Below are 26,619 nucleotides of genomic sequence, written 5' to 3'. Positions count from 1 at the left end.
GCCGATTCTCAATACCGCCTGACTCCCCGGTGAGTGTGGGCGTGGAGGAGAACAAGTGACGGTCATGACGACGCCCGGGCCGGTGGACGCCCGACGAGCGGCCGCCGCCCGATATCGGGCCGCGATGGCGGAGGTTCCGCAGATCCTGGAGCTCGCAGCCCAGGCCTGTCAGGCGAGCACGGCCCTGATCGTGGTCACCACCGGCGCCGACCGGGCCGTCACCTACGGCATCGACGACACGGCGGAGTTCCCGGCGTTGTTGTGGGATCACGTGCAGGCCACCGGCCGGGCCGTCGTCATCGACGGCGGCCGGTTCATGGCGGCGGCCCCGCTGCACCACGAAGGGCACCTGGTGGGTGCCCTCGGGGTGTTCGGCGACGCACCTCGCCCGGACGGCGAACAGACCGGACGGCTGCTGTCCGCGCTAGCCCGCCGGGTCGACGAGGAGACCAGGCTGCGGCACCGGTCGGCGAACCAGCCGTTCCCGGCGGCGGCCGACCACCACGACGTCGTGTCGGCCATCTCCCACGAGATCCGTACGCCGCTGGCCAACATCGTCGGGTTCGCCGAGATGCTCGTCGACACGCCGCCCGCGGACCTGCCGGGCGCCGAGCGCCGGGTCGCCGCGATCCGGCGGAACACCGATCGGCTGTGCCGCACCGTCGACAACCTGCTGCACGCGGCCGGCCTGCAGATGGGGCAGCTCGTGGGGGAACGGCGGGTCGTCGATCTCGCCGCGGTGGTGTCGCGGGCGGTGACCGCGGCCGACGATCCCGACGGCCGACTCGACCTGCGCCTTCCCGAGGACCCGGTGCCGGTGATGGCCGACGCCCGGCTCGTCCATGTCGCGGTCGGGCATCTGCTGAGCAACGCGCTGCGGTTCAGCGGCACCAACTGCCCGGTGGCCGTCTCGATCACCGCCGGACCGTCGCCCGTCGTCACCGTCCGCGACAGCGGGCCAGGGCTCGGTGAGGCCGAACTCGGCGCGCTGGCCATCCCGTTCGTCCGGGGTGCCCAGGCCCGCGACGATCAGGTTCCCGGCCTGGGCCTGGGGTTGTCGATCTGCCGGGGCATCGTGCACGCCCACGGCGGGACCCTGTCCCTGACCAGCCCACCCGGTGAAGGGCTCACCGCCCGTATCACGCTGCCCGAATTCGACATGCACGACGACGTGCTGGAGGGGGTTCAGTGAGCCGGGACATGGTGCTCGTCGTGGAGGACGACGCGGACATGCGTGAGCTGCTGACGCATCTGGTGACCAACGCCGGGTACGAGTGCGTCGGTGCACCGGACGGCCGTACCGCAGCCCGGATGCTGGTCACCGCCGAACCGGCCGCCATCATCCTCGACGTGGAGATGCCGGACATGGACGGCCTGGACCTGTGCCGCCTGGTCCGGCAGGGCCCGGCGGGCCGCGACACCACGATCGTGATGTTCTCGGCCAACGTGCACCCGGACGCCATCGCGGCCGGTCTGGCCGCGGGCGCCGACCGTTACCTGCTCAAGCCGCTGTCGCCGCGGCACGTCATCGCCGAGCTGCGAGACGCGATGTCCGAACGGGTGCCGTCAGTCCTGTAGCGGCCACACCTCGACGACCCCGTTCGCGACCGCGCACGGGGACTGCGACACCATCGCGACGGCGTCGGCCAGTGTCGGGGCCTCGATCAGGGCGAACCCGGCCAAGGGCAGCTCGGACCTGAGGAACGCCCCGGTCCGGGTGGTCGTCTCGGCGGCCTGGTGGTTACGAACCTGCACGGGCTCACCGGCGATCCCCATGACCGCCCCGCTCTCGCGCAGCCGTGCGTCGTGCGCGTGCGCCGCGTCGAGCACGGCCGTGTCGGTGCTGTCGTAACCGGCCTGATCCCCGTATCCGATCGTCACGAACCTCATGGTCTCGGGCTCCTCTCGCGAACTGATTGCGCTTTGCAATCAGTTTCATCCTAGTGCACCGATTGCGAACCGCAACCGGTGTCGGTGGATCGCGGGGCCCAGGTGCGTGCCGGGCGGCCGGGCCGGCTGGTGGCTCAGGCCGGGCGCTGAACGCGCCGATCGTACTGAGGTGACCGTTGTCGGGGCGTTTCTGCTGCACCGGCGGCGGTGGGTGGCCGCGCTTCTGGCCGCGTCGGCGTCGTTGGTCGTGCCGCCGGTGTCGTCGGCGGATCTGGTCGACTTCGCCGCGCTCGGTGGGCGGGTGCTGGCCGGGCGGTTCGATGAGGTCTACGCGGGGACGTTCACGCAGGCCGGGCCGTTGCAGCTGGTGCTCAGCCGGGTTCTGATGGCCGGTGCGGCGGACGGGATGCCGCATCCGCTGGTCATGGTCGTGGTGGACGTGGCGCTGATGCTGGGCGCGATGGCCGCCTGCCGAGGGCGGCCGGTGCGTGAGGTCGTCGTCGCCCTGCTCGCGCTGCTGTGGCTGATCGGGCCGATGCCGTGGACCGGGCATCCGGCCGAGTCGATCATGGCGGTGCTCTGGGCGTACGCCATCGTGGTTGATCGTCGGGGTCGGTGGCCCGCCGCCGCGCTGCTGCTCGGAGTGTCGGTCTGGATCGCGCCGGTCGCGGTGTTGGGTCTTCCGTGCCTGCTGGCGGCGGGCCGGATCGGGCGGGCGACGCGGACCGGGCTGGTCGCGGCCGGGATCGCGGTGGTGGGGTATCTGCCGTTCGTGTTGAGCGGCCGGTTCGAGATGTTCGGACACGTGTGGCCGGTGGATCCGGGGACGCTGCCGTATCTGCTCGGGCTGCGTGAGGTGACGTGGGCGACCCGGCTGGGGCAGGCGGTGCTCGTGGCGGGCGGCTGCGCGGTCGTCGCGGGGCTGCTGCGTGGGCGACTGATCGCGGTCGCGGCGGCACCGGCCGCGGTGGGGCTGCTGCGGGTGGTCACCGATCCGCTGGCGTTCGGCTACTACTGGCTGCCGGTCGCGGTGGGGTCGGTGCTGCTGGTGGCGCTGCTACCGGACGATCTCGCGCCCCGGCGCAAAGGGCTCGTGGTGGCGGCCGGTTACGTGACCGTGCTGGGCGTGACGATCGGGCACGCGATGGTCGGTGCCCTCCTCGCGACGGCCGGCTATCTCGTGGCGGCGATAATGCACGCGTGACGGCCATGTTTCTCGGACCTCTGCCGGAGCGGTGCGACCTCGACGTCGAGTGCCTCGAACGGGTCGACTGTGGTCGTTACGTGCGGGAGAAGGTCAGGTACTCGGTCGGGCCGGGGGAGCGCGTCTCGGCGTACGTCTGCGTTCCTCATGATCTTCAAGGGCCGGCCCCGGCCGTGTTCTGCCACCACCAGCACGCGTCCCGTTTCGACCTCGGCAAGAGTGAGGTCGTCGGGCTGGCCGGCGACCCGGACCAGGCGTATGCCCATGAGCTGGCCGAGCGAGGGTTCGTCACGATCGCGCCGGACGCGGTCGGGTTCGAGGAACGCAACTGGAGCCCGGACGGCGCCGGCAACGTCACCTGGTTCGAGCTGTCCACCCGGCTGGTCCGCGGACGGACCCTGCTCGCGTCCTGCCTGCACGACGTCTCGGTGGCGCTCGACCACCTGATCTCGCGGCCCGAAGTCGACGCTCGTCGGATCGGGTTCATCGGGCACTCCTACGGTGGGCGGATGGCCTTCTGGGCGCCCGCCCACGACCCGCGCATCGTCGCCTCGGTGTCGAACTGCGGCTGCATCCCGTACCGGCACTCGTACACCCACGACACCGGGATTCAGGCCGAGTTCGTGCTGCCCGGGTTCGCCGAGCAGCACGACCTCGAGGACGTCGTCGCCCTCTTCGACCGGACGGCACTGCTCATCTCGGCCGGCACCACCGACAAATGGAGCCGCGGCGCCGAGGAACTGTTCGTCGGCGTCCAGCGTCTCCTCGGCGACCGGGCCGAACTGGCGATGTACGACGCCGGGCACGTCTTCACCCCGGTGATGCGGGAACGCGCCTACCGGTTCCTCGGCGAACGCCTCAGCGGGCGCGGACCCGCATGAAGTCCTCGGCCACCCGTTCCGCCGCGGCGAGGTCACCGTCGCCACCGGCGTCGGCGGTCGGAGCGGCCTGACGACGGAGCCGGGCGAGAGTATCCGCGACGACCGGGGCGTCCTTCTCGGTCGGGGCGGCGACGGTCACCGCCAGCTCGACCGCCCGGGCCGCCGAACGCCCGCCGAGTGCCAGGTCGAGGAACCGCGCGGACTCGTCCGGGTCGGCCGCCCTCGTGGTGTCGGCCCGGAAGTCGGTGAACGAGCGGGCCAGCGAGTTCGCCATCACGAGCGCCGACGCGGCCCCGGTGTCGGTGTCCGGATGCGATTCGGCCAGGTCGGTGAGGATCGCGCGGGCCGTCTCGTCGCGGGTGAAGTCGCCGAGCGCGAGGGCCCGGCCGACGCCCGGGGACAGGGTCTTGGCCGAGATGGCGACCTCGGTGTCGGACGCCGGTGTCCGGATGTCGATCGGCACCGGCTCGGACGACACCGTGGTGATCGGGTCGACCACCAGGCGGGCCACCACCGTGTGCCGGCCGGGCAGTTCGAAGGTCACCCCCTGGTTGGTGAAGTACACCTGCACCCGGCCGGTGACCGACTCGCCGGGGCCGAGACGCACCATCGGTCGTGGCCCGCACCCGACGGTGACGTCGAGCAGGTGATCCAGCCGCCCCTGCGGTGAGGTGCGCAAGAACACCAGGTCACCCTCGGCCAGCGTGAGCAGCCCGGTCACCTCGCGGGCATGACCGCCGGTGTTGGTCAGCACCACCTCGGCGGTGATGAACTCCCCGACGTACGCCTGCGCCGGCAGCCCGAGCGTGAGCTCCAGCCCGTCGGCGTCGTCCTCGACGGCGAGCCCGGCGACGTCCACCGCCGTCGGCAGGCCTGCGGACAGGGTGCCGTGACCCCAGCCGAAGTTCTTCCAGCCCGGCCGCACCTGCGGGTCCGGTGCGTGCACCAGCGACAGTCGGTCGTGTTCGCTGAAGAGGAACGAGGCATTCCCGGGGTACGGGTTACCGGCGCTCGCGAAACCCAGCACGTCACCGGTCTGGTTCATGATCTCGGTGCCGATGCCCGGCGCGTGCACGTCGTGTTTGGGGTGGAACAGGTTCAGCGCGTGCCCGGCCTCGTGGACCAGCGTCCGCAGGAACGCCGCGGGCACGTTGTTCAACGGCTGGTCGCGCGCCGAGGCGGCGATCTCCGGACGGTTGCCCAGGCGGGCGTCGGCGAACCCGACCGCGCCCTGTCGAGGTGCCGTGTCGTCGTCGAACATGATCCCGAGCACGTCGCCCTGAGCCGAGCCGATGAGCAGCCAGAGCCGCCACAGCTCGTCGTCCGAGGACTGCTGATGCCCGGTGAGCAGCGCCTGGAGCTCGGGGTTGGTGAGGTTCGAGTCCTCCGGCAGGTTGATCTCGTCGGTGGTGACCCGCAGATCCCAGCCGGCGGTGGCGTAGACGGACTGGAACGTGGCGACCGCACCCGAACCGATCGTCGCCGACACCGGGAACCGGCGGTTGACCATCGCGTCCACCTCGACGTGGCAGCCACGGTACAACGTGGACGTCTTGGTGACCTGGACGGTGGAGACCGAACCCCCGACCCGGAGGGTGCCCGGCATCTGCTGCGGGCCCGCGATCAGGCCGCGACGGCAGCGCAGGGTGAGAGTGCCGGTGTCGGTGGCGGCGAACTCCTGGGTGGACCGGTTCCAGAGGTGACGCACGATCGTCACGGTCAGGACACCGTCGGCGTAGGTGGCGCCGGCCGAGCGGAGATACCAGGAGTACTGGGACTTCGGGAAACTCGGATACCACGGCGCGACGGTGCCGGCCTCGTCCGGTTCCGGGGTGACCGCCGACGAGGCGCCGGCCGGCGGCACCAAGCCGGCCCGGCGGGTGTAGATGTCACCCGAGACCCGCAGGGCCGCCGGGGCGACCTCGATCCGCAGGTGTCCGCGGACCACGGGCGTGAGAACGGTCGGATTCCGCGGCTGGACCTCGATCAGCCACGAGCCGTTGAGTAGTTCGATCGCACACGGCCCGGCTTCGTCCACTGTCGTGATGAGTTCCCCGTCCGTACCGAACGTCAGTTCCGAGGCGGACGAACACGTTTCCTTCTGACACATGGCCTCACCTGTACGCCGTCGCGCCGGTGATCACGAGCCACCTGTCTCAGATTCGACCCCGCGGAACCTCGGTTCCACCGAAAGGGGCTCCCTATACGATTATTTATAATCCATATGCATCTATGTGTGGCTCGGGGTGGAGAGTGGTGGAATCGCGTTCCTCTAGCGTGCGGAGCATGGTTGATGACGCACTCGCGCAAGAACTGATCGACATCACCGACGAGGACCGGCGACTGCAGGCCGGCGCCCTCGGCGACGACTTCGCGGCCCGACTGGCCCACCGGCGGGTCACCGTCCGCAACGGCGATCGCCTTTCCGAGATCATCGACGAGTACGGGTGGCCCGGCCCGGAACTCGTCGGCCCGGAGGCCGCCCGCCGGGCCTGGCTGATCGCCCAGCACGCCGACCGGCAACTCCACCTGCAACGACGGGTCCTCGACCTGATGACCGAGACCGGGCAGGACCGAACCCAGGTGGCCATGCTGCGCGACCGGCTCCTGGTCAACGAGGGCCACCCGCAGATCTACGGCACCCAGATCGCGGGCGTCGTCGACGGCGTACCCGTTCCGTGGCCGTGCGTGGATCCGGAACAGATGGATCAGCGGCGTGCCGAAGTGGGCTTGGACCCGTACGCCGTCCATGTCGCGAAACACGCGCCTGCCCGGCGGTGATCGCCGGGCAGGCCTCCGGATGAGCCGGATCAGTGTTTGAGCGTGAAGGTGAAATCGCCGGTGAGCCTGCCGGTCAACCGGACCGCCGAGACGATTCGGCCGTCGGCTATCAGCCGGTCCACCTCGGCCCGGCGCAGACCGCAACCCTCGGCGATCAGCCGGACCGGCCGGACCGGGATCCTCGCCTCGAAGCGGACCGAGACGTCGAGCACATCGTCGTCCGGGAGACCCGACGCGCCGGTGTCGAGACGCCAGGCGCCGTCCCAGTCGAGGGCGATCCGATTGCGATGTCGCACGACCGGATCCTGAAGCAGTTCGGCGGTCAGGGCCAGGTCGTTGTCGTGCAGGCGGTCGAGCAACTCGGGCGCGATGGAACGGACGGTCATCCGTTCCAGAACCGTGAGCTTCGCGGTGTCCCCGCAACCGGTGCAGAGGATCAGCAGCCAGACGTCGAGCAGTTTGTGATTGGCGTTGACACGGAACTTGCCGCTCGGCCGGAAAAGCCGCGACGCACACGAATGACAGCGGCGGAGGACGAGAGGCATGTCGGTGGGCACGACGGCCCAGGTCAGAGACATGGAGATACACCGATTCCAGTGAGAATTTCCGCAGCAAAAAGGCGCGCGGCGCATGGCGCGGCGCGCTACAGATCAGCGCTTGGGATGTCTCACAGGAGGTACAACGGCGCGTCCCCACCTCGTCCATTGAGTCGGGCAGCACGGTAGCCGTACGCCCGGCTCTGATCCATCGAATTTCGCCCTGGAGCGCGAGCGGTACCGTTCGTGATCCGTTCATGTCGACGGCTATGCGGAGGTTGAGCGTGAGTGCGGGGACTGAGCCGCGTCTGGTGAGCCGCGAGGCATTCGACGCTCTGTACGCCGAGGGACGGTCCGCGGTGTCGGCAGGTGAGTATCGGATGCAGCGACCACCCGTCGAAGGAGGGCTCCGCTGGGGACTGTCCGCGCTGCTGAGGCCGGACCCGTCTTCCGCCACGGATCTGGACCGGTTGTCCCGCGAGGCGGCCGGCGTGGCAGGCGGTGAGCACTGGGTGACCGGCGCGGTGACCAGCTCGCACCTGACGTTGCGCTCGCTCGAGGCATGGCGGGACACGATCGCCGAGGACGACCCTCTGGTCCAGCGCTACGCCGCCGCGCTCGCGGTCGCGGTGACCGGTATCGGGCCGCTGACCTTCACAGTTGTCGGCCTGACATTGACGCCCGGTTCGGTGATGGCGTGCGCGGTGCCCTCGAGCGACGGCGCCGACCGGCTGGCCGCCGCCTACGGCCGGGCACTCGGCGCCGACGGAACGCACGAGAACGAGTTCACCAGGGAGTTCTGGTACTCCAACCTCGTTCACTTCGCCGACCGGATCCGGAATCCCGATCGGCTCATCGACTGGGTGGCGGCTCGTCGTGACCGTGAGCTGGCCACCGTCGACGTCGACGAGGTCCAGCTCACCCAGTGGCGGTTCGCGGGGACGGGGATGGTGCCGCGATCCGTGGCGGCGGCCCGCCTGGGCTGAGGCCGCACGCCCGGATCGTGGCTCGCGGTCAGGTGGCGAGGGCGTCCCAGAAGACGTAGGTCGCCTTGTACGGAACGGTCGCGGTCTGGCCGGCCGTGCAGCTCGTGGTCCGGCGCCGGCCCGGATCGGCCCGCAAGCCGATCCCGGCCGAACAGCCGTCGGGGGTACGCGATCGACGTACCACGCAGGAATGAGCGTCTCAGGCGGAGGCGCGTAAGGCGGCCGCGAGCCACTCGAACGGGAAACGCTCGTCCTCCTTCTCGTTGATCACCGTGACCAGCGCCATGTATGTGTCGAACGGACCGGGTGACTCCGGGGGAGTGCGGTCCCATTCGGCGCCGGCCAGCATGTGATCGGCAGCCTGGAGTCGGAACTCCGGTGTATCGGGCATCCCGGGGCTGTCCGGTGTCGCGAAGATGCCGGTCAACCAGCCGATCCATCGGTCGGCGATCTCGCGCGCCTCCGGCGACCCCGGTGGCATCCCGGTCCGCGCCGCGTCCATCGCCGCCTGCCCGATCGGCGTGGCCGCCTCCAGGTTGTCCAGCATCTGCGGTGAGGTCATCAGCGGCCCGGCTCCGGTCGTGCAGGTCTGTCGAAGCTCCTCGCGTACGGCCACCCGCACCTCGCTGTCGCGGACCAGTTCGGCCAGATCGATCCACGCCTCCAGTTGGGCCGCGGTGGGATGTTCGGGCAGTTCCGGACGGGCCGAGCGCCACCACTCGACCATCCGCTCCGGTGGCTCCCAGCCGGAGGTGACCTCGGTCCAGAAGTCGTCGATCAACCGGTCGCGTTCCTCGTCCGACATGCCGGCGAGCCGGTGCATCAGGGTGGCCTGTTCGGCCGTGGTGTCCTGGCGCAGGATGGCCGACAGCACCGCGCGGCGACTGCGCAGCCGGGCCTCCTGCCGGGTCAGCAGTTCCAGGTGGGCGGCGGCGAGTTCACGCAGTGTCGTCTTGCCGGCCAGCACTCGCCGGACGTCGTCCAGGCCGGCGTCGAGTTCCCGCAGCGTACGGACCAGTTCCAGGCGGGCGATCGCGGCGACGTCGTACAGCCGGTGGCCGGCCGGGGTGATCGCCGCCGGGGTGACGACACCGGCGTCGGCGTAGAAGCGGACGGCGCTGACACTCAGGCCGGTCCGCCGGGCGACGTCGCCGATGCCGTACATCTCGTTCGTGGTCACGCCGACCACTATGCGATCTCAAGTGGCTTGAGGTGCAAGACTTGCGCCGACCGTCCGGGCCCAACGGCGGGCGCGATCGACCTCGCCGACGGCGAGTGGGCCGGTCATGCCGGTGACGTGGAAGTTCTCCGCCGGGGCGATCGTGCGGCAGCCGAGCGCCCGCAGCCGGCGTAGGGCCTTGCGGGCCGCCGACCCGGTCATCGGCTTGTCGACCTTGGTGTCGAACGCCGCCGCGGCCAGCCCGGTGAGCGGCGGTGACTGAGCCAGGAACTCGCGGATGCCGACCTTCTCGGTGTCCGGGCGTACCTCGCCCTTGTCGGCCGCGTCGGCGCGGGTGCGGGGCCGGCTCATGCCGAAGGCGTGCGTCGGTGCGCCCAGTACGAGCAGGTCGAAGCCGGCCACCGGCGGCATGTCGCGGACGTCGGTGAGGGTCACGTCGTAGGTCTCGGAGAGGCCGTCCGCGATCACCGCGGCGATCACGGCGGTGTTGCCGAACATGGATTCGTAGACGACGATTGCCTTCATCGCGATCTCCTCGATTCGGCCACCGGGCGGTGGGTCTCCTCCAGCACAGACCTCGACGTCCGAACGTGGCAGGGCCGAAAGTCATCGCCTCGTCCCGACTGTGGTTTTCGGCACGATCGGTGCCGTATCGCCAGGGCATGGACGACACTGGCACGACACCAGGTCTTCTCGCCGGTCTTGAGACGCGGCGGGCAACAGTAAGGCGGTCGGCGCCCGATGCGGGCGCCGACCGCGCTGTCTTACGGCCCGGTCGCCGGGCTAGCCGATCTCGAAGGCGTACGCGTAGACGTGCCGCCCGCTCGGATCGACGACCACGTCCACATCGACCTCGGGTTTCGGCTGGCCGCTGTACGTGGCGTAGAGCCCGGCCTCCGTGAACGGCCACCCCCACTGTCGTACCCGGTCGTCCTGGCCGAGGGCCAGTCTGTCGCCCGGCAGTGGTTCACCGGGGGTCAGGCCGTTGGCCGCGAGGAACTCGGTGACGCATGACGGTTCGGCGGTGAACCTCAGGTAGAGGGTGTCCTCGATGTTGTCGCCGGACCAGTACCGCAGCTCCTCGACCGGGCAGCCGGGCAGGTGCAGACCGAACTGGGTGAGCAACTCGTCGAGGCTGCTGCCGAGCCGGCTGCCCGGGTAGGCCCGCTGATCGAACAGCGAGGCCCCCCGGGTGGCCAGCAGCGTCCCGCCCGTCACCACCACGACCACGGCGACCACGGCCGTGACAAGACGCCATTTCACAGGGACCGACCCTAGATGGTCTGCACGCTGCTGCGACCGCGCACAGTGAACTCCCGCGCTATCCCGTAGCTGTGCATGTCGGCGTAGTCGTCGAACGAGATGCCCCAGATCTCCTCGCCGTGGTCGAAGTTCCAGTCCTTGTAGACGTCGACGCCGTACTGGCCGCTGACCGTGGCCTGACCGTTGGTGACCGTGACGGTGATCGGGCCGCGGATGCGTAGCTGGACGCCACGTACCCCGAGCCGGTAGTCGATGTTCTCGGTCATGCTGACCCCGAACCAGCGGCTGTCCATCCAGTATTCGCAGGTGGCGCGGCCGCTGCTGATGCATTTGCTGCGGGCCTGGGCGAGCATCTGCTCCCGGGACTCGTCGACGGCCGCCTTGAACTGCCGGTCCTTGAGGTAGTTGTCGACGCTGGCGATGAAGTCGGCGCCGCTGCGGTTGTAGTAGTGCCGCCACAGGGCGCAGGCCTGGCCGTTGTAGCCGCTCACCGCGCACACCCCCTGGATGGTCACCCAGAGTTGGGCCCGCATCTCCATGGCCGCCGTCGGTTCGTCCCACGGGATGTCCTTGCCGCCGAACGGGCCGTTGTCGCCGGGCGTGGTGGGATCGCCGTCGCCGTCGTCGTAGGTCACCACGTCCCGGCCCGCCCCGTTGTTCAGATTGGCGAGGTCCTCGGCGCGCTGCTTCTGGACCCAGATCTGGTAGGTGTCCAGGAAGGCCTGTGCGGCGGCGGCCGCGTCCTGCCCGGCCCGCAACGCGTCGTCGCGGGCCTGCGCGGCGGCGGTGGCGGCGCTGTCGGCCGAGGCTTTCGCCTGGGCCGCGGACGCGGTGGCGCGGGTTGCCGCGTTGGTGGCGGTCTGCGCCGCGCGGGCGGCGTCGGCGGCGGCCTGACGTGCGGCGGTGGCCGAGGCGGCCGCCTGGTCCGCGGACTGCTGGGCGGCCACGGCGGCCTGGCGTGCCTGCTCGGCGAAGTCGGCCGCCTGTGCCGCCGACTGGCGGGCCTGTTCGGCCCAGCGTGCCGCCTCCTCCTGGGCCTGGCGCGCGATCGCGGCGAGGTACGCCGCTTCGGCCGCGTCCTTGCGGGCGGTGACCGCGGACTCGGAGGCCTCCGCGACGTACCGGCGGACGGTGGCCACGTGCACGGCGGCATCGTGGTCACGTTGGCGGGCCCGCGGTAGTTCCACGGTCAGGAACCGGCGCAGGTACTCGCGCGGCCCGGCGAGCGCGACCTGCGCGGCCGCGTCCACCTCCTGACCGCCGGCCTCGATCGCGGCGGCCACCGCGATCCGGTCGTCGAGGTCGGCCGCCGGGTACTGCCCGGTGCGCAGGAAGGCGTGCACGTCGGCCACGGTGCCGCGGAGTGCGGCCTGCCCGGCCGACTTGGTGGCCTGCCCGCCCCGGCTCATGATCTGGGCGACCGCGATCCGGTCGTCCAGTACCTTGCCCTCGTACATCGGCAGCCGGAGGAACTCCAGCACCCGTGCGTGGTCGCCGCCGAGCGCGGTGGCGGCGGCCGCTTTGAACGCCGCCTTGTCGCTGTTCTCGGCCAGCTGCGCGACCCGGCTGCGGTCGTCCTGCTCGGCGGCCAGTTCCCGGCCCTCGGTGAGCCAGTTGCGCAGGTCCTGCTCGGTGCCGCCGAGCGCGGATTCGGCGGCGGAACGGCTCCACGGCCCGCCCGCGGTCATCAGCCGCAGCGCCGCCTGACGTCCGCTGCGTACCGCGACCTGCGGGTCGGTGCCGGTCGCGACGGCCTCGGCGAGCAGGGCCGCGGTCCGTTCGTCGACGCGTACGGACTCCGGGTCGTCCCACAGGATGGTGGCCGGACGCCGGGCCGCGATCGCCTTGGCCTCCTCGGCCGCGGCCACCGCTTCGGCGGTCTGGACGCGCAGCCGCTCGGTGTCGGCGGCGCGGGCGGTCTGTTCGGCCCGCTGTGCGGCGTCGGCTGCTCCGGCCGCCACGGTGGCGGCTCGGTCGGCGGCTTCGGCGGCGGCCGCGGTGCGCCGGGCTGCTTCGGCGGCCTCTCCGGCGTGTGCGGCGGCCTCGTCGGCGGCCGCGGCCGCCGCGCGGGCGTGTGCGGCCGCGTCGCGGGCCCAGGTCATGGACTCCCGTGCGGCCGCCGCGGCCTGCGCCGCCAGCGACTGGGCGGCGTTCGCGGCCCGGTCGGCGCGGGCGGCCAGGGCCCGTGCCCGGGCGGCGGCCTCGCGGGCCCGGGCGGCCTCGGCGCTCGCCACGTTCGACTGTCCGCCGGCCTGTTCGGCCGCGGCGGCCGCCGCGAGGGCGTTGTCGACCGCGCCCCGGGCGGCTCCGGCGGCGTTGCCGGCCGCTGCCGCGGCCACTTCGATCTGTGCTGCGGCGGCCGCCGCGCTGTCGGCGGCAGCGGCAGCCGCGCGGGCCTGTTCGGCCGCCTGCCGGGCCGCTGTGGCCTTGGTCGCGTCGCCGGCCGCCGCGGCGGCGGCCTGGTGAGCCTGTGTCGCTGCCTGTCCGGCCAGCACCGCGGCGGTCGCGGCGCGGCTCGCCGCGCCCGACGCCACCCGGGCGGCCTCGTTGGCGGCGCGGGCCGCGCCGATCGCGTCCTGGGCGGCGTCGGCCGCTCGGCGGGTCGCGTCGGCGGCGCGGGCCGCGGCCGCGGTCGCGCGCTGGGCCGAGGCGCCGGCTGCGGCGGTCTCGGCCGCGGCCTTCTGCGCCGCCTCCTTGGCCAGCTTCGCCGCCTGTACGGCCCGTTCGGACTCGGTGCGGGCGATCTCGGTCTGTGCCGCGGCCTCGGTCTGTGCCTGTCGTGCCAGTTCGGCGAGGTGCGCGACGGTGGCGATCTCCTCGTCCCGGGCCCGTGCGACGTGCTGGCCCTGGGCGAGGAAGTCGGTGACGTCCTGTGGTGTGCCGCCCAGGGCGAGTCGGCCCATCCGTTGCATCTCGGGTCCGCCGACGGCGATCAGCTGGGCCACCGCGATCCGGTCGTCGGTCCGCGCGGCGGTGTACTGGCCTTCGAGCAGGAACTGGGAGATCGCCTCGTCGCCGCCGGACAGCGCAGCTTGACCGGCTGTGCGGGTGGTGGTGCCGCCGGCGGCGATGATCCGGGCGATCCGGATCCGGAAGTCGGTGTGCATCGGCTCGTTCTGGCCGCCGTCCAGGAACGCCGCCACGTCCGCGTCCGAACCGGACAATACGGTCTGTCCGGCCGAGGTCATGGCCGGACCGGACAGGGCCATCAGTTCGGTCACCTTGACCCGGTTGTCGAGTGCGGTGAGGGCGGCCAGTTCGGTCTCCAGGAACCGCCGCACGGCGGCGTCCGACTCCAGCAGGGCGGCCTGAGCCGCGCGGGCCACCGCCGGTCCGCCGGTACACATCAGGTTGATCGCCGTCGTCCGGTCGGCCACCACCGGATCCACCGGCGCGGCCGCGGCCGGCTGCGCGGTCCCGCTCACGGCGAGCCCGACGCTCAGCAGGGCCACCAGCGAGAAGCGGGCAGCGGAAGGTCGATATCTACGACTGTCCATTCTTTCCCCCCGTTTGGTCACTCGTCGCGACCATAGGTTCGAGGGGCGTGACGTGTCGACCCCGATCGATGCGTCGCGCACATGCCGCACGAGAAATGCACGTCACCCCGAAACGGTCACAACTACTAGTGGTCACGAGATAAGGCGCCGAACAGCTGATTTACCCGTAAAGATCGCAGCATAGAGTGACTTTCCGTAGCAGCTTCCCTCCGAGATTACGGAACGTACATGCGCTTGGTTTCCCGTGTGCTCGCCCGTGACGTCGCGGTCGCGACCGCCTGCCTGACCGCCGTGGTGGCTCCGGCCACCGCCGCGTCGGCCGCCGCCCCGACCACCGAGCCACCGGCCTACTCGCTGGTCTCGACCGGCGGCCCCGCCGCGCTCACCGCCGCCGACTGCGCCTCGGACGGCACCTGCGTCCTGGCTCCGGCCCCGCGCGGCGGATCCCTCGACGACTACGCCGCGCTCACCCAGGCGATCACCACCGCGGCCGGCCGCACCACCCCGGCCGTCGTCGCCGCCGACGGCACCGTCACCACACCCGCGACCAGCGCGACCGTGCTGTTGACGGCCGGCACCTACCGGATCACCCGCGGACTGAAGCTGCCGCCCAACGTCAACCTGCGCGGCGCCGGGATCGCGACCACCACGATCCTGATGGACCCGACCGTCAACTGGCGCAACTTCGCCTACAGCTACCTGATCCTGCCGAACGGCGTGACCGAGGCGGGCAGTGCCAACCTGGTCTCCGACCTGACCGTGAACGGCAACTGCCGTACCGACGCCGGGGCCTTCGACGACGCCACCGCGCCCGGACGTCCCGGGCAGGCGTGCGACTTCCGGGGCACGCTCGGCGCACACACCAACACCGGCGGCGGGATCTCAGCCGGCGACCGCTGGACGATCCGGCAGGTCCGATTCACCAACTTCGAATACTTCAAGCTGTGGGTCAACGGCACCACCGGGGTACGGGTACTCGACAACCGGTTCGACAACCGGGGCGGCGCCGAATCCGACGGTGAGGACAACATCGGTGGCGGTGGCCGCAACTCGGGCACCGTGATCGAGGGCAACCAGTTCGACGCCACCATCAACGGCAACGCGTTCGACTTCACCAACGCGCAGGACACGACCGTACGCGCGAACGTCGTCCGGACCACCCCGGCGGTCGCCGCGGCCCGTGGCGTGGCCGAGTACGGCAACCTGTACTTCGAGGCGGTCTACGGCGGCACGATCACCGGCAACCTCCTGCAGGGGTCGCACATCGTGCTCAAGTCGAACTCCGACTACGCCCACTCCGGCGTCAACCGGGACGTCACCGAGCCGCGTGACCTGCTGGTCGCCGAGAACGTCATCCGCGACTCGGCCACCGTCGGCGTCGCGGTCGCCTACGACGACTACCTCGACGCCGACGGCACCGCCGGAACCCCCGGCGCCTGGTCCGAGAACAGCACGAGCACGACAGACCATGTGGTACGGCCGGGCGGCGCCAACATCATCCGGGACAACGTGATCGAGCGCCCACGTCAGTCGGGCATCCTGGTGTACGGCAGCACCGCCGCCAAGAGCAGCCCGGACACCATCACCGGCAACGTGGTCCGCAACGCCGGATTCGGTGGGTCGACGACCTACAACACCGGGGCGGGCTTCTTCGACACCAGTGGCATCGGGCTGTCGGTCGGCAGCCGCGACGTCATCGAGGGCAACACCGTCATCGACGACCAGGCCGAACCGACCACCTGGTACGGCGTACACATCGGCGCTCGCAAGAACTCGACGCGTCCCACCTACCTCTCCCTCGGAACCAACACCACCACCGGTGTCGTCGCCGGGGCGGTGCGGACCGTCGCCCTGGCCCCTGAGGCACCGGCCACATCGGCCGCCGCCGGTACCACGCTGACCTGGCCCGAGTCGTACGCCACGGGCAACACGGTGGCCGGCTACCGGGTGTACCGCAACGGGGTGCAGGTCGCGGACCTGCCGGTCGGTAGCGCCGCCGTCCCCGCGAACCTGCTCGACGCCGACGCCGCCGGGCTGGAGTCGGCCACCGCCGGAACCGCCGGCTGGACCGCCGGCGGATCGGGCACCAAGGTCTCCCGGTCCACCGCGGCCGCGGCCGTCGGCGGTGCCGCACTGCAGGTCACGGCGCTCAAGGACGGACAGCTCAGCGCGTCCGGCAGCCCGGTCGCGGCGGTCGTCGGTACCACGTACACCTCGGTCGCCAGTTTTTCGGCCGTCTCCACCGGACGCCAGGTGCGCGCCGGACTGGCCTTCACCGACGCCGCCGGGAAGGTGACCCGCCTCGGCAGCGCCAACGTCGCGACCGTCGACAGCACGTCGGGATGGGTGACCAGCTCCTACTCGGCGGTCGCACCGGCCGGAACGGTCAGCGTCCAGGCGTACCTCATGGTCGAGAAGGCCGTCACCGGTGAGTCGCACCTCATCGACCGGATCGGCCTGGTCACCGGGTCGATGACCGAGCAGTGGACCGCCGGCGGCGCGCTCTCCGGCGCCTACCAGGTCGTCGCCTACCGGGCCGGAACCCCGGAACTGTCGGCGGTCACCGAGATCCGCCTGCCCTGATCGTCGCTCTCCTCTCCCCGGCCGGATTCATCCTGCCGGGGAGAGTTCAATTCCGGCTCAACTCCGGCTCTGGATCAGGTGGTCCCCGGCGCGGGCGCAGCGCGATGAGCCGGTGGCGTCTGCGGTTGACCTCCGAATTCATCGAGGTCAGACCATTCCTGGCGGTCGCGTTCGGGGTCGGGCGTCCGGCCAGAACCGCAGGACCGCCGACATGGGAGGGTGTGCTGATGGCAGAGCGCGCCCAGTGCGTCATCACCGACGGCCGGCAGACCGAGATCCTCTACACCGTGTGGGGTGCCGGTGCCCTCGACATCGACCTGATCGCCGGACCGGACGCCGCCTGCCGGCAGATCCGCCGGCTCTACGACCCGACCGAGGAACTCCGCGAACCGGTCTGGATCGAGGCCGGCGCGCTGATCGACACCTCCCGCCGCCTGCTGGCGGTCTTCAGTTGGCATCTTTCCGGGTACGCCCATCGCGCCGCCTGGAAAGCGGTTCTCGGCCAGACCTGGCCGGGCTGGGATCTGCGTTGGGCCTACGCGGGTGTCGACGACATCGCCACCGCAGCCGGTGTGCCCGCCGCCGCGAGTGACCATCCCCGACCCGAAGCGGCCCTGGCCGTCCTGGATCCGGCCGATCTCGACGACGCGGATTCGCTGGTGACCGTCACACAGCCGGACGGGTCCATCCGGGCGTACGGCATCTGGTCGGACACCACCGACGTGTTCTGGGCCGGTCCCGAACTGCTCGACAGGTTGTCCGCGGCCACCCCGGTCACCGTGCTCCCGGATTTCCCGAAGACCGGTCTGCACCTCGACCCGGCCTCTCGTTCGGCCGTCGGCTGGACGACGTTGGAAGCGTCCGGGCTGGCCGGCGGCTGGTCGCGGTGCTGGCCCGGATGGCGGCTGGACTTCCAGGAGGACCGCTACGACGCTCAGCCGGTGGCGATCCCCGCTCCGCCACCCACCCTCGACTCCGGTCTCGCCGTGGTGGCACGGCGCCTGACCGGCTTCCGGAATTCCGCCGAAGCCGCCTACCACTCCCGGTCCCCGGCCGACCCGCAGTCGATCGAGGCCGCGATCCGACGGGCCCACCTGGCCGGCGGCGAACCACCCCGATGGCCGGGTCTGCGGTGAATCAGTTCGATCAGGTCCTCGAACGGGTGCCTTGACGGTGGCGGTGGTCGACCTCGGTCGGAAGCGGACGCGTTCGCCGGATCGGGTGTCCGGCTGAGTGGTCTTCTTGAGCGGGGGACCAGTCGCTTGTAAAGTTGGCGCATGACAATTAGTGGGCAGCGGGAAGCCGTCAAAATCGACCTGGTGGGTGCGCATGAGATCCGGGTGATGTTCGGTTCGATCAGTCGGCAGCGGGTTTACCAGATCACCAAGCGCGCGGATTTTCCGGAGCCGGTCGCGGATCTCGCGCAGGGCAAGGTGTGGCTGGCCAGCGAGGCCACCGCCTGGCGGGATCGCCGTCGAGGCGCAGATCAGTAGGGTCGACTCGCCGACGAGGGCGTAACGCGGGCCGTCCTCGTCGTTCAGCCGGTGAACCGACGGTCGGAGTCCACGGCACGCCGAGCGCCACATCGGACGGCCCGAGCCATTCGGTGCCCGTCGGTCGACGTCGCCTAAATGGTGTCGACGCGGCGCATAAACGAGGGTTGCGCCGCTCCGTAGCCGCTCTTGGACAGGCGGTGACCCGGCGGGAAACAATCCCGAAGTCAGCGGTGAGAATCATTCTCGGATTGCCGGATCTTCTTTTAAAAATGGCACGAACGGCGGACCTGGACGCCTGCTATCGTGCAACGCCATGGCGCCTCGTGCGAATCGAATGGCGGCGATCTTGGGGATTCTTTTCGGTGGATTCCTGGAATTGCAGCTGTTTGCGAATCAATTTCTCATAACCCTGGCCGGGACGGTGGCGATCCTGGCCGGTGGAGTGGCGCTGCAGATCGAATTGATCGGTCCATGGGTGGCCGGGCGCCGGACCGTCGCACCACTGTCCGCCGGCCGTCCCCGCCCACGACACGTCATGCCCCCGCCGCCACGGCGACCCGGTCCACCCCCGGCACCCATCGGCGCGGCAGTCGCGGTCGCTCCGGTCGCTCCGGTCGTCACCCTGCTCCGGGAGGCCGCCTATCCCACTCCGCCGCTCTTCGGCCGGCGACCCTCCCGGGCCCACGCGCTGCCGTGGCTGCTGCCCAAACCCGTCGCCCAATCCGGTGTCGCCGCCGACGAGGCCCGCCTCGGTGACCTCACCGTCCGTGCCGCGTCCCTGCTCGGCCCGGGACATCGCTGCGAGGAACCGGCCGTCGCCCGGCAGGACGCGTACTCCCTGGGTCGTGACACCAGCGGCCGTTACCTGATCGCGGCAGTCGCCGACGGCCTGTCCAGCAGCCCGCGATCCGATCTCGGCGCCGCCGTCGCCGCCGAGACCACGGTCGACCTGATCGGACGGGCCCTGGCCCGCAAAGCCGACCCGGCCGTGCTCGACAGCGAACGCATCCTGCACGGCGTGGCCGCCCGGATGACCGAGGAGGCCACCCGGCGCGGACTCACCGCTCACGACATGTGTGCCGTGCTGATCGCCGGAGTGTTCGACACCCACTCCGGTGCCGACGGGCGGGACTGCTGGTTCATGTGGATCGGCGACGTATCGGGCTGGCAGTTGCAGGGTCAGCGGTGGGAGGCGTTCGCCGGAGACGTCAAGAGCGACGACGGCGACATCTCGTCGAACGCGGTCAACGCCTGCCTGCCGCTGCACCCGGGCCGGGCCGAGCACCGCCGCCACCGGTTCCCGGTCGGGGCGGTGATATCGCTGGTCAGTGATGGGATCGGGGACGCCTGGACGATGATGTCCGAGGCCAACGCCTACTTCGGTCGGCAGTGGGCGGAGCCGCCGGCGCTCGGCGCCTACCTCAACGACGTCGGCTACGACGCGCGTGGCTTCCAGGACGATCGCACCGCCGTCACGGTCTGGGCCGGGCGGTGACCGCCACCGCCGGGTGGCCGCTGGCCGCCGCCGTCGACCTCGCCGACCTCGGCCCGCTGCCGGCCTCGATCAGTCTCGGCGCCGGGCAGAGCACCGGGATCCATCCGCTGCCCGGACACGACGGCTGGCTCGCCAAGCTCTATCACCGACCCGCCGACACCGACGCGGCCGCCTGCCTGGACTGGCTGATCCGGCTGCCGCCGTCGATGCCGGCGACTGATCGGGCCCGGGTCGTCGCGTCGACGTCCTGGCCGGTCGCCGCACTGGTCGACGGGGGTAAGACGATCGGGTGCGTGCTGCCGCGGGCGCCGGCCAAGTTCCGGGCGGCCATGCCCCCGGACGGCGCCGAGCGCTACCTGGAGATCGACTGGCTGGCCCGGCCGGAGGCGTCGTTCGTACGGCGTGGGCTCACCCCGCCCACGTGGGAGCAGCGACTGCGGGTCAGTCATGACCTCGTGTCGGTCGCGGTGCTGCTCGGGCGTTACGGGCTCGTCTACTCCGACTGGTCGTACTCCAACGCCTTCTACAGTCCGACCGACTTCAGTGCCTATGTGATCGACCTGGACGGCTGCGGGCGGCACCGGATGAGCAACATCTTCCAGCCCAACTGGGAGGACCCGCACACCCCGCGTGGCATTCCGGCCGACGCCACCACCGACCGCTACCGGGTCGCGCTGCTCGTCGCGCGGGTGCTCACCGGGGAACGTGCCACCGTGCACGCCCTGCACGCCCTCGCCGATCTGCCCCAGCCTGCGCTCACCGAGATCCTGCGGGACGGTCTGCTGGCCACCACGGCGGCCCAGCGGCCGGCCGCGGCCACGCTGCTCGCGGTGCTCGACGGGCGGCCGTACCTGCGGATGCCGGTGCAGCGGCTGCCGCTGCCGGCCCGTCCGGCCGTCGCGCCGACCCGGGTGCCGGCCGCCGCACCCGATGTCGCCGACCCGGCTCCGGCCCCGGTCGTCGTGGACCGGCCCGTCCATGTCGGGCGGTGGTTCGCGGCCGTGGTCTTCGCCCTGCTGATCGTGGGCCTGGCCGTCTATCTGACCTCGCTCTGAGTCACCGAACCTCGATTGGACCTTCGCCGATGACTGACGGCATGCACCACATGCGGCAGAAATGCCTGCCCACCTATCTGGTCATCGATGTGTCGACGTCGATGTCGCCGCACGAGCAGACCCTCAACCAGACGCTCAAGAAGCTGCACAGCACCCTGGCCAACAGCCCCCGGGTGTCCGAGTTCGCGCACATGTCGATCATCGCGTTCTCCACCCAGCCGTGGGTCGTCATCGAGATGACCGACATGGAGTACGTGCCGGGCATGCCCGAGGTCGCCTGCGACGGGATGACCGGTTACGGGGCGGCGTTCGACCTCGTCCGGGAGCGCATCGACATCGACCTGCCGGCGCTCACCGCCCAGGGCAAGGCGGTGTTGCGGCCGATCATGTTCTTCCTCACCGACGGGGCACCCACCGACAGCGAGTGGGAGAGCGCCTTCCGCGCACTCGTCGACAAGGGGCGACGTCGGCGGCCGCACGTCGTCACCTACGGATTCGGCGCGGCACCGGAAGAGGTGCTCAGCCGGATCGCCACCAAGGCGGCGTTCGTGGCCGACGGCAGCTCCGGGCAGGACGAGGCGCTCTCCACCGCTCTGCACAGCATGCTCAACTCGCTGGTCGCCTCGGCACAGGCCGACGAGCTGCTCATTCCGGCGCAGGCGACCGGGTACAAGTCGGTGCCGCTGGAATACCTCGACTGATGGCCGTCGAACGCCCACTCCGGATCGACACCACCGGGATCGCGGTCGCCGCCGGGCTCGCCGCGCTGTTGTTCGGCGGCGTGGTCCAGGGACTTCACCTGATCGGGAACGCCTCACCGACACCGCGACCGCCCGTCACCCGGCCGGCCGAGACACCTGACAGAACGCCACCGCACTACAACGTCCGACCTGATTGAGGAGCGCCTCGTCATGCGCTGCACCCACTGCGGCGGCGACAATGCCGACGCTTTCCTGCTCTGCGCCCATTGCCGGCAACCTCGGCTGATCACACCACCGAACGGCGGCAACGCCACCCGGTCGATCCCCTTTCAACAGCCGAGCGGCTTTTCGCCGCCGACTGCACAGATAATTCATCGGAGTACGCCGAACTTCGCCCGCGACGCCACCCGGTACATGTGTGCGGCCGTACAACTCGACAGTGCTCTCAATCGGCGAATCCTCGCCGGCACCGTCGATCAGCCGTTACGCGCGATCGCCTCCTCGCCCGGTGTCGACCTGGCGACCGTACTGAAATACGGCGTCCATGCCCGCCGCCGGCAGCGGATCACCGACATCCTGCTGCTGTTGTTGCTTCCGTTCTGGCTGTTCTTCGGGCTCGGCCTGCTGTTCGGTTGGCTGGTCGTCGCGATCGAACGGTTCCGCACCTCCTACCGGGTGCTCGCCCCGAGACTGCGGCACGCCGTCTTCGACCCGGCGCAGGCGCCCGAGCCCGCCTCCGACCGGATACGCCACCGCATCGCCGACATCGCCGCCCGCGACCGTGGCAACGTGACCATCTACTCCGACTACGACCCGTTCCTCGGCTTCGGAGCGAAACAGAACGAGTGGTCGTTCGTCGCCGACATCAGCAAACCGGCCCACGGCGAGACCATCCGCCGATTCACCGTCGCCGAGGTGCACGACCACGTCGCGGCGGCGGTCAGCGCACTCGACCTGCCCGGCGTGACAGTCGACGACAGGCTTTTCGCAGCCGGTGACGACCTGCTCGACGACTCGATGCCGGCGGTCGCGGCCCAACTGCTGCCCGACCCGCTCCAGCCGCCCCGCCAGCAGGTCGACCGCTCGACCATCAGACGGCAGTGGGACGACCCGCACGAGCAGGCCCGGCCCTACCTGGCGCTGCGGGTCACCGGCTGGGGCGGCGAGCTGGTGATGACCATGTTCGTGCGGTTCGTGAAGTACCGCGACGAGCAGCTCTACACCGAGGCCGACTACCGGCTGCTCGGGCCGATGCGCAAGGACTACCACTCGGTCGACGACCTGCGGGACCGACCTTCGTTGCGGCAGGTCGGCCGGATCGTCACGGCCGCGCTGCCGATCGCGTTCGTCAGGCAGATCCGTGCCCCGTTCGTCATCCTCGCCGAGATCCTCGGCCCGTTGACGATGAACTCGGAGCAGCGCCGGATCCGGCGCGAGATCACCGAGGAACGCACGTTCAATTACGGCGCCCCGATGGCTGCCCGCGAGATGGCGATGGACGACAGCTATCACCGCCATTTCCAGCGGGCCGACAAGGACCAATACCTGCGGATCATCGAACGGAAGGTCCTCGATTCACTGGAACAGTTCCTGGTCGCGCACGGCGTCGACTCGTCGGACGTCCGGGAACGACAGAGCATGATCATCAACAATGGCCTGCTGGCCACCGGAAACAGTCAGATCAAGGCCGAGAACATGGCCGTCGGAATCAACGCCAAGGCGACCGCCATGATGAGCAAGGTCGTCGGCGTGGGAAAGAGCTGAGCGGATGTCCAACATCAACTACGGGATCCAGGCGGGCGGCAGCGCCCGGATCCAGGCCACCAACCTGGCCGTCGGAACCGAAGCCCAGGTACACGCCGGCGGAGCCGCCGACGACGTGGCGACCAAGCTCGACGAGGTGCTGCGCCTGATCGAGCAGCACCGCGCCGCCCTGCCGGAACCCGACCTGGCCCGAGCCGAGGTGGAGATGGCCCGCACCGAGCTGACCGCCCGCCGCCCCGAACCCGACCGCATCCTGGCCGCCCTGCGACGGGCCGGCGAACACGTCACCGCGGTGGGCGCGATCACCGCCGCGGTCCAGGCCGCCGTGGCGTCCGTGGGCGGCCTGCTCTGACAGTGATCGGTTAAGGTTCGCCGCTGATGGGATCGACATACGAGACATTGCTGGTCGCCGCCGGATTCGACGCCACCGTGGCCGCGCTGCGTGCCGCCGGGATCCCGTCGGTCGTGGTGCCCCTGGCCGACGACCGGGTGGCGGTGATTCCCGACGAGGGTGACCGTGACAGCGCTCCGGTCCACCCGGCAGCCTTCCCGGGCGCCGTCGTCTTGTGGTGATCCCGGCGCCCGCCGATCAGTAGTGCGCGAGGATCTGGGCGACCGGGTGTCCCAGGAGTCTCGCCACCTCGGCGAGCTCGGCGGAGTCGAGCTCGTACTCGGCCCGGACCGGGTTCATCACGCAGATCTCGAAACGCGCGAACCCGACCGGCCAGTCGTAGCGGAGCGAGTCCAGTGCGACGACGGATCCACAGCACGGCACCTCGACATCCAGGGTGCCGAACGTTTCGCCCGTCTCCTCGACCAGATCGAGGAACCAGTCGATCTCGATGTCGCCGTCGCAGTCCGGGCAGGAGATCCGGGTGGTGTTCTCGCCGGCGTCGACCAGGGTCACCACGTCGTAGAACTCGGTCTCCACCTCCTCGACGTCATCCTGCGGCCCGGAGAAGAGCCGGGTCACGTAGCTCGCTGCCGCCGCCGCTGCTCCGGGATCCGGCTGCCACCGGTTGTCCGTGGGGATCAATCGGAGGTAACTGTCGCTCACGCGTACCAGCATGGCCTCCCGCTCCGTCTTGATCAACTAGGCGATCGCCGATCTGGCATGATCGGCGCCTGGTCTTCGGGAGCGCCTGCGCTATCTGATCCGGGTCGGCCTTCGCGGTCGTGGCCGGGTGATGACGGTCCCAGACGGGCATGTCGGCGCTCACGTCGCGGACCTGACGCTCGGGCGTGGTCCGTTCCCGTCCGAGCCGACTTTCACGCTCACCGCCTGGGCGGAGCCGGTTCTGCCGTAGCCGTCCGTCGCACCATGCGGTCCTGTCCAATTCTGTCCAGGATGCGGCTCGGGGTCGGTCGGGTGGTGCTTGATTGGTCGGCATGACTCAAACCAGAGAATGGCTGCGACGTGCCGCGGCGGTGACCGTGGCGGCCGGTGTCGCACTGACCGGAGCGCCGGTCGGTGCCGCGTCGGCTGCCGCCCCGCTCACCGCCGGCGTCGTCTGCTACGCCGAGGGTGCCGGTTCGTTCATCTGCTGGGTGGGCATCGCCGGAGGTACCGCGCCGTACTCCACGGTCTGGAGTGGCGCCTCGTTCAGCGAGGTCTACACCACCGGGGCGTCCGGGAAGTGCACGCCGGGCCGGGCCTACACCGTGTCGGCGACGGTCACCGACACGGCCGCGGGCCGGGTGGTCGACCCGGCGTACTTCGTCTGCCGGGGCGGCCCGCCGATCTGATCGGACGCCGTGGCCGTACACCTGACGGTCTGTCCGGCCCGGCCTCGGGCACCCTGACCGCCGGTGTCCAAGGCTTCTTCACAGGTCGCGGCCCTCGGTCGATCCCGCTGGTTGCCTCTCGGCGCGATGATCGAGGCATGACTGAGTCCACGCCGGCCGTCCGTCACGAGGTGGCGTTTCTGCTGCGGCGGTTCGCGGCGACCACCGTCTTCGAGCGGCGCACGGCGGTCCGGGGGATCGCGACGGCCGCCCGCCGGTCGCCTTCGGGCAGCGCGGAGCAGGAGGCGATCGCTCACGCGCTCGTCTGCGCCGCACAGGACGCCGACGTGCGGGTACGCCTGGGAGCCGTTCGCGGTCTGGCCAGGCTCACTCCGCAGCCCGCCGCGGCGACCGTCGCGCCGCTGATCCTGGACGACGACTACACCGTCCGGGAAGCGGCGGTCCGTACGCTGGTCGAGCTCGATTCGAGCCACGCCGTCCCGATGCTTGTCGCAGCATCACGCGATGCGCGGGTGCCGGTGCGGTGCGCCGCGTTGATCGGATTGCGGAAGATCCGCGAGGTCGACACATCCGTGCTGGAGGCGTTGGTGGCCGGGTTGTCGGACCCCGACCCCTCGGTCCAGGGTGCCGCGATGGCGAGCCTGCGGACACTGGCCCGCCGATCCGCCCACCTGGCGGCCACCATCACCGAACTGGGCCGGCAGGGACTGACCGCCGACAGTTCGTATCGTCGTGAGATCTCACTCGAACTGCTTCGCCGGCTCGCAGTGCCGGGCCACCGCGAGAGGTGCCGATCAGCCCTTCGCGACCCCGCCCCGAATGTGCGGCGCCGCGCCGAACGCAGCCGGTGAGGCATGGGGACACCCGTCGTGCAGGGTGAGAAACACCGACCCGACCAGCCTGGCGCGGTTGGAGCTCGGGAAGGCGAGAAGGTCGCTCCCCGTGCGGAGTCCCCACTGATCGGATCGAACGTCGAAATGCGTTGCAGCCATAACCGGGGAGCAAGATTCGGCTTCCAGCCTCATTCAGCGGATCCGGCCGGACTTCTCGTCCGAGGTGGGGTCGGCGCGTAGCCGGCTGCGGGTGCGCATCAGGATCCGGCCGAGCATGTTCTTGCCGGTGCCGGTGCGGCCGCGTCCCCAGTAGTGGTCGGTGCCGGTGTCCTCGACGATCTCGGTGTCGCCGGTGTCGAGCAGGATGGCGCGGATGTCGTCGTGGGCGGTGAACTTGGCCGCGACGGCCCGACGCATCACGTCGTCCTTGACCCGTTCCCAGTCGCGGCGTAGCGGCCGGGACCGGTCACGGCCCAGTTCGGCGGCGCGTAACGGGCCGGCCGCCAGGCGGATCGCGTCGGCTTGGCGCGTGCCTGCGAACTTCTGGGCCTGGAAGTAGTGCTCGGCGGTCGGCCACCAGTGCCCGTCGAGGTCGAAGCCGTGCGAGGAGAAGTTGGAGAAGCAGCCGTACGGAACATCGTCGGCGCCGTAGAAGTAGATGGTCACGGTGTCCTCGCGGTAGGGGCGGCGAGCAACACGGTGCCACACATCGACAGGGCGGCAACCGA

The 26,619-nt window shown here is 70.6% G+C and carries 28 protein-coding genes; 18 read left to right on the top strand and 10 right to left on the bottom strand.

What is annotated here, in order from left to right; translation table 11 throughout:
* Positions 1-64 precede the first annotated feature (64 nt).
* Together Q0Z83_RS23210 and Q0Z83_RS23205 are read left to right on the top strand one after the other, a co-directional pair.
* Positions 65-1,192, top strand: a complete 1,128-nt coding sequence (locus Q0Z83_RS23210) for a sensor histidine kinase (RefSeq protein ID WP_317797117.1) — start codon at positions 65-67, stop codon at positions 1,190-1,192.
* An 8-nt stretch (positions 1,193-1,200) separates the two neighbouring features.
* Positions 1,201-1,578, top strand: coding sequence for a response regulator (locus tag Q0Z83_RS23205; protein ID WP_317796077.1), 378 nt, complete (start codon positions 1,201-1,203; stop codon positions 1,576-1,578).
* Here the strand turns inward: Q0Z83_RS23205 and Q0Z83_RS23200 are convergent.
* Positions 1,567-1,881 (bottom strand): YciI family protein, encoded by a 315-nt coding sequence (locus Q0Z83_RS23200; RefSeq protein WP_317796076.1) that lies wholly within the window; start codon positions 1,879-1,881, stop codon positions 1,567-1,569. The genes Q0Z83_RS23205 and Q0Z83_RS23200 overlap by 12 nt on opposite strands.
* Before the next feature lie 178 nt (positions 1,882-2,059).
* Here Q0Z83_RS23200 and Q0Z83_RS23195 point away from each other — a divergent pair, with 178 nt between their 5' ends.
* The gene (locus tag Q0Z83_RS23195; protein ID WP_317796075.1) at positions 2,060-3,094 is read left to right on the top strand and encodes a hypothetical protein; all 1,035 of its coding nucleotides are present in this window, start codon (positions 2,060-2,062) and stop codon (positions 3,092-3,094) included.
* A gap of 5 nt (positions 3,095-3,099) precedes the next feature.
* Positions 3,100-3,975: a prolyl oligopeptidase family serine peptidase gene (locus Q0Z83_RS23190; protein ID WP_317797116.1), complete on the top strand. Its 876-nt coding sequence runs from the start codon at positions 3,100-3,102 to the stop codon at positions 3,973-3,975.
* Here the strand turns inward: Q0Z83_RS23190 and Q0Z83_RS23185 are convergent.
* Complete coding sequence (locus Q0Z83_RS23185; RefSeq protein ID WP_317796074.1) at positions 3,953-6,085, bottom strand: hypothetical protein; 2,133 nt, start codon at positions 6,083-6,085, stop codon at positions 3,953-3,955. The two genes, Q0Z83_RS23190 and Q0Z83_RS23185, sit on opposite strands and share 23 nt — an antisense overlap.
* Positions 6,086-6,261: 176 nt before the next feature.
* Here Q0Z83_RS23185 and Q0Z83_RS23180 point away from each other — a divergent pair, with 176 nt between their 5' ends.
* Positions 6,262-6,756, top strand: coding sequence for a DUF6624 domain-containing protein (locus tag Q0Z83_RS23180; RefSeq protein WP_317796073.1), 495 nt, complete (start codon positions 6,262-6,264; stop codon positions 6,754-6,756).
* A gap of 29 nt (positions 6,757-6,785) precedes the next feature.
* Here the strand turns inward: Q0Z83_RS23180 and Q0Z83_RS23175 are convergent, their stop codons facing one another.
* Positions 6,786-7,334, bottom strand: coding sequence for a DUF1062 domain-containing protein (locus Q0Z83_RS23175; RefSeq protein ID WP_317796072.1), 549 nt, complete (start codon positions 7,332-7,334; stop codon positions 6,786-6,788).
* A gap of 242 nt (positions 7,335-7,576) precedes the next feature.
* Here Q0Z83_RS23175 and Q0Z83_RS23170 point away from each other — a divergent pair, with 242 nt between their 5' ends.
* The gene (locus tag Q0Z83_RS23170) at positions 7,577-8,278 is read left to right on the top strand and encodes a hypothetical protein (RefSeq protein WP_317796071.1); all 702 of its coding nucleotides are present in this window, start codon (positions 7,577-7,579) and stop codon (positions 8,276-8,278) included.
* 28 nt (positions 8,279-8,306) lie between these two features.
* Here Q0Z83_RS23170 and Q0Z83_RS23165 read toward each other — a convergent pair whose 3' ends face one another.
* From Q0Z83_RS23165 to Q0Z83_RS23145, 5 genes are all read right to left on the bottom strand, one after another.
* Positions 8,307-8,462: a hypothetical protein gene (locus Q0Z83_RS23165; protein WP_317796070.1), complete on the bottom strand. Its 156-nt coding sequence runs from the start codon at positions 8,460-8,462 to the stop codon at positions 8,307-8,309.
* 15 nt (positions 8,463-8,477) lie between these two features.
* Entirely contained in the window at positions 8,478-9,458 is a 981-nt protein-coding gene (locus Q0Z83_RS23160) for a MerR family transcriptional regulator (RefSeq protein ID WP_317796069.1), read from the bottom strand.
* An 18-nt stretch (positions 9,459-9,476) separates the two neighbouring features.
* A complete protein-coding gene (locus Q0Z83_RS23155) occupies positions 9,477-9,983 on the bottom strand; it encodes a flavodoxin family protein (protein WP_317796068.1) in 507 nt (168 codons plus the stop codon).
* A 258-nt stretch (positions 9,984-10,241) separates the two neighbouring features.
* Entirely contained in the window at positions 10,242-10,721 is a 480-nt protein-coding gene (locus tag Q0Z83_RS23150; RefSeq protein ID WP_317796067.1) for a hypothetical protein, read from the bottom strand.
* Positions 10,722-10,732: 11 nt separating this feature from the next.
* Complete coding sequence (locus Q0Z83_RS23145; RefSeq protein WP_317796066.1) at positions 10,733-14,218, bottom strand: ALF repeat-containing protein; 3,486 nt, start codon at positions 14,216-14,218, stop codon at positions 10,733-10,735.
* A gap of 228 nt (positions 14,219-14,446) precedes the next feature.
* Here Q0Z83_RS23145 and Q0Z83_RS23140 point away from each other — a divergent pair, with 228 nt between their 5' ends.
* The 10 genes from Q0Z83_RS23140 to Q0Z83_RS23095 all read left to right on the top strand — a co-directional run bounded on the left by Q0Z83_RS23140 (position 14,447) and on the right by Q0Z83_RS23095 (position 23,885).
* Entirely contained in the window at positions 14,447-16,801 is a 2,355-nt protein-coding gene (locus Q0Z83_RS23140; protein WP_317796065.1) for a right-handed parallel beta-helix repeat-containing protein, read from the top strand.
* A 227-nt stretch (positions 16,802-17,028) separates the two neighbouring features.
* On the top strand, positions 17,029-17,937 hold the full coding sequence (locus Q0Z83_RS23135) for a hypothetical protein (RefSeq protein ID WP_317796064.1): 909 nt from the start codon (positions 17,029-17,031) through the stop codon (positions 17,935-17,937).
* A 141-nt stretch (positions 17,938-18,078) separates the two neighbouring features.
* Entirely contained in the window at positions 18,079-18,294 is a 216-nt protein-coding gene (locus tag Q0Z83_RS23130) for a DNA-binding protein (RefSeq protein ID WP_317796063.1), read from the top strand.
* A gap of 379 nt (positions 18,295-18,673) precedes the next feature.
* A complete protein-coding gene (locus Q0Z83_RS23125; protein ID WP_317796062.1) occupies positions 18,674-19,792 on the top strand; it encodes a protein phosphatase 2C domain-containing protein in 1,119 nt (372 codons plus the stop codon).
* On the top strand, positions 19,789-20,847 hold the full coding sequence (locus Q0Z83_RS23120; protein WP_317796061.1) for a hypothetical protein: 1,059 nt from the start codon (positions 19,789-19,791) through the stop codon (positions 20,845-20,847). Before Q0Z83_RS23125 ends, Q0Z83_RS23120 begins: the two co-directional genes overlap by 4 nt.
* 29 nt (positions 20,848-20,876) lie before the next feature.
* Complete coding sequence (locus Q0Z83_RS23115) at positions 20,877-21,548, top strand: vWA domain-containing protein (protein ID WP_317796060.1); 672 nt, start codon at positions 20,877-20,879, stop codon at positions 21,546-21,548.
* Entirely contained in the window at positions 21,548-21,745 is a 198-nt protein-coding gene (locus tag Q0Z83_RS23110; RefSeq protein ID WP_317796059.1) for a hypothetical protein, read from the top strand. Before Q0Z83_RS23115 ends, Q0Z83_RS23110 begins: the two co-directional genes overlap by 1 nt.
* 13 nt (positions 21,746-21,758) lie before the next feature.
* On the top strand, positions 21,759-23,312 hold the full coding sequence (locus Q0Z83_RS23105) for a hypothetical protein (RefSeq protein ID WP_317796058.1): 1,554 nt from the start codon (positions 21,759-21,761) through the stop codon (positions 23,310-23,312).
* 4 nt (positions 23,313-23,316) lie between these two features.
* Complete coding sequence (locus Q0Z83_RS23100) at positions 23,317-23,664, top strand: hypothetical protein (RefSeq protein ID WP_317796057.1); 348 nt, start codon at positions 23,317-23,319, stop codon at positions 23,662-23,664.
* A 26-nt stretch (positions 23,665-23,690) separates the two neighbouring features.
* Positions 23,691-23,885, top strand: a complete 195-nt coding sequence (locus Q0Z83_RS23095) for a hypothetical protein (protein ID WP_317796056.1) — start codon at positions 23,691-23,693, stop codon at positions 23,883-23,885.
* A 16-nt stretch (positions 23,886-23,901) separates the two neighbouring features.
* On the opposite strand, the gene Q0Z83_RS23090 is transcribed toward Q0Z83_RS23095, so the two are convergent.
* Positions 23,902-24,369 (bottom strand): hypothetical protein, encoded by a 468-nt coding sequence (locus Q0Z83_RS23090; protein WP_317796055.1) that lies wholly within the window; start codon positions 24,367-24,369, stop codon positions 23,902-23,904.
* Positions 24,370-24,701: 332 nt separating this feature from the next.
* Here Q0Z83_RS23090 and Q0Z83_RS23085 point away from each other — a divergent pair, with 332 nt between their 5' ends.
* Positions 24,702-25,058, top strand: a complete 357-nt coding sequence (locus Q0Z83_RS23085; RefSeq protein ID WP_317796054.1) for a hypothetical protein — start codon at positions 24,702-24,704, stop codon at positions 25,056-25,058.
* 137 nt (positions 25,059-25,195) lie between these two features.
* The gene (locus Q0Z83_RS23080; protein ID WP_317796053.1) at positions 25,196-25,909 is read left to right on the top strand and encodes a HEAT repeat domain-containing protein; all 714 of its coding nucleotides are present in this window, start codon (positions 25,196-25,198) and stop codon (positions 25,907-25,909) included.
* 174 nt (positions 25,910-26,083) lie between these two features.
* Here the strand turns inward: Q0Z83_RS23080 and Q0Z83_RS23075 are convergent, their stop codons facing one another.
* On the bottom strand, positions 26,084-26,557 hold the full coding sequence (locus tag Q0Z83_RS23075) for an NADAR family protein (protein WP_317796052.1): 474 nt from the start codon (positions 26,555-26,557) through the stop codon (positions 26,084-26,086).
* Positions 26,558-26,619 lie beyond the last annotated feature (62 nt).

The sequence above is a fragment of the Actinoplanes sichuanensis genome, assembly GCF_033097365.1.
Taxonomy (GTDB): domain Bacteria; phylum Actinomycetota; class Actinomycetes; order Mycobacteriales; family Micromonosporaceae; genus Actinoplanes; species Actinoplanes sichuanensis.
This window is presented reverse-complemented; position numbering and strand designations above follow the sequence as displayed.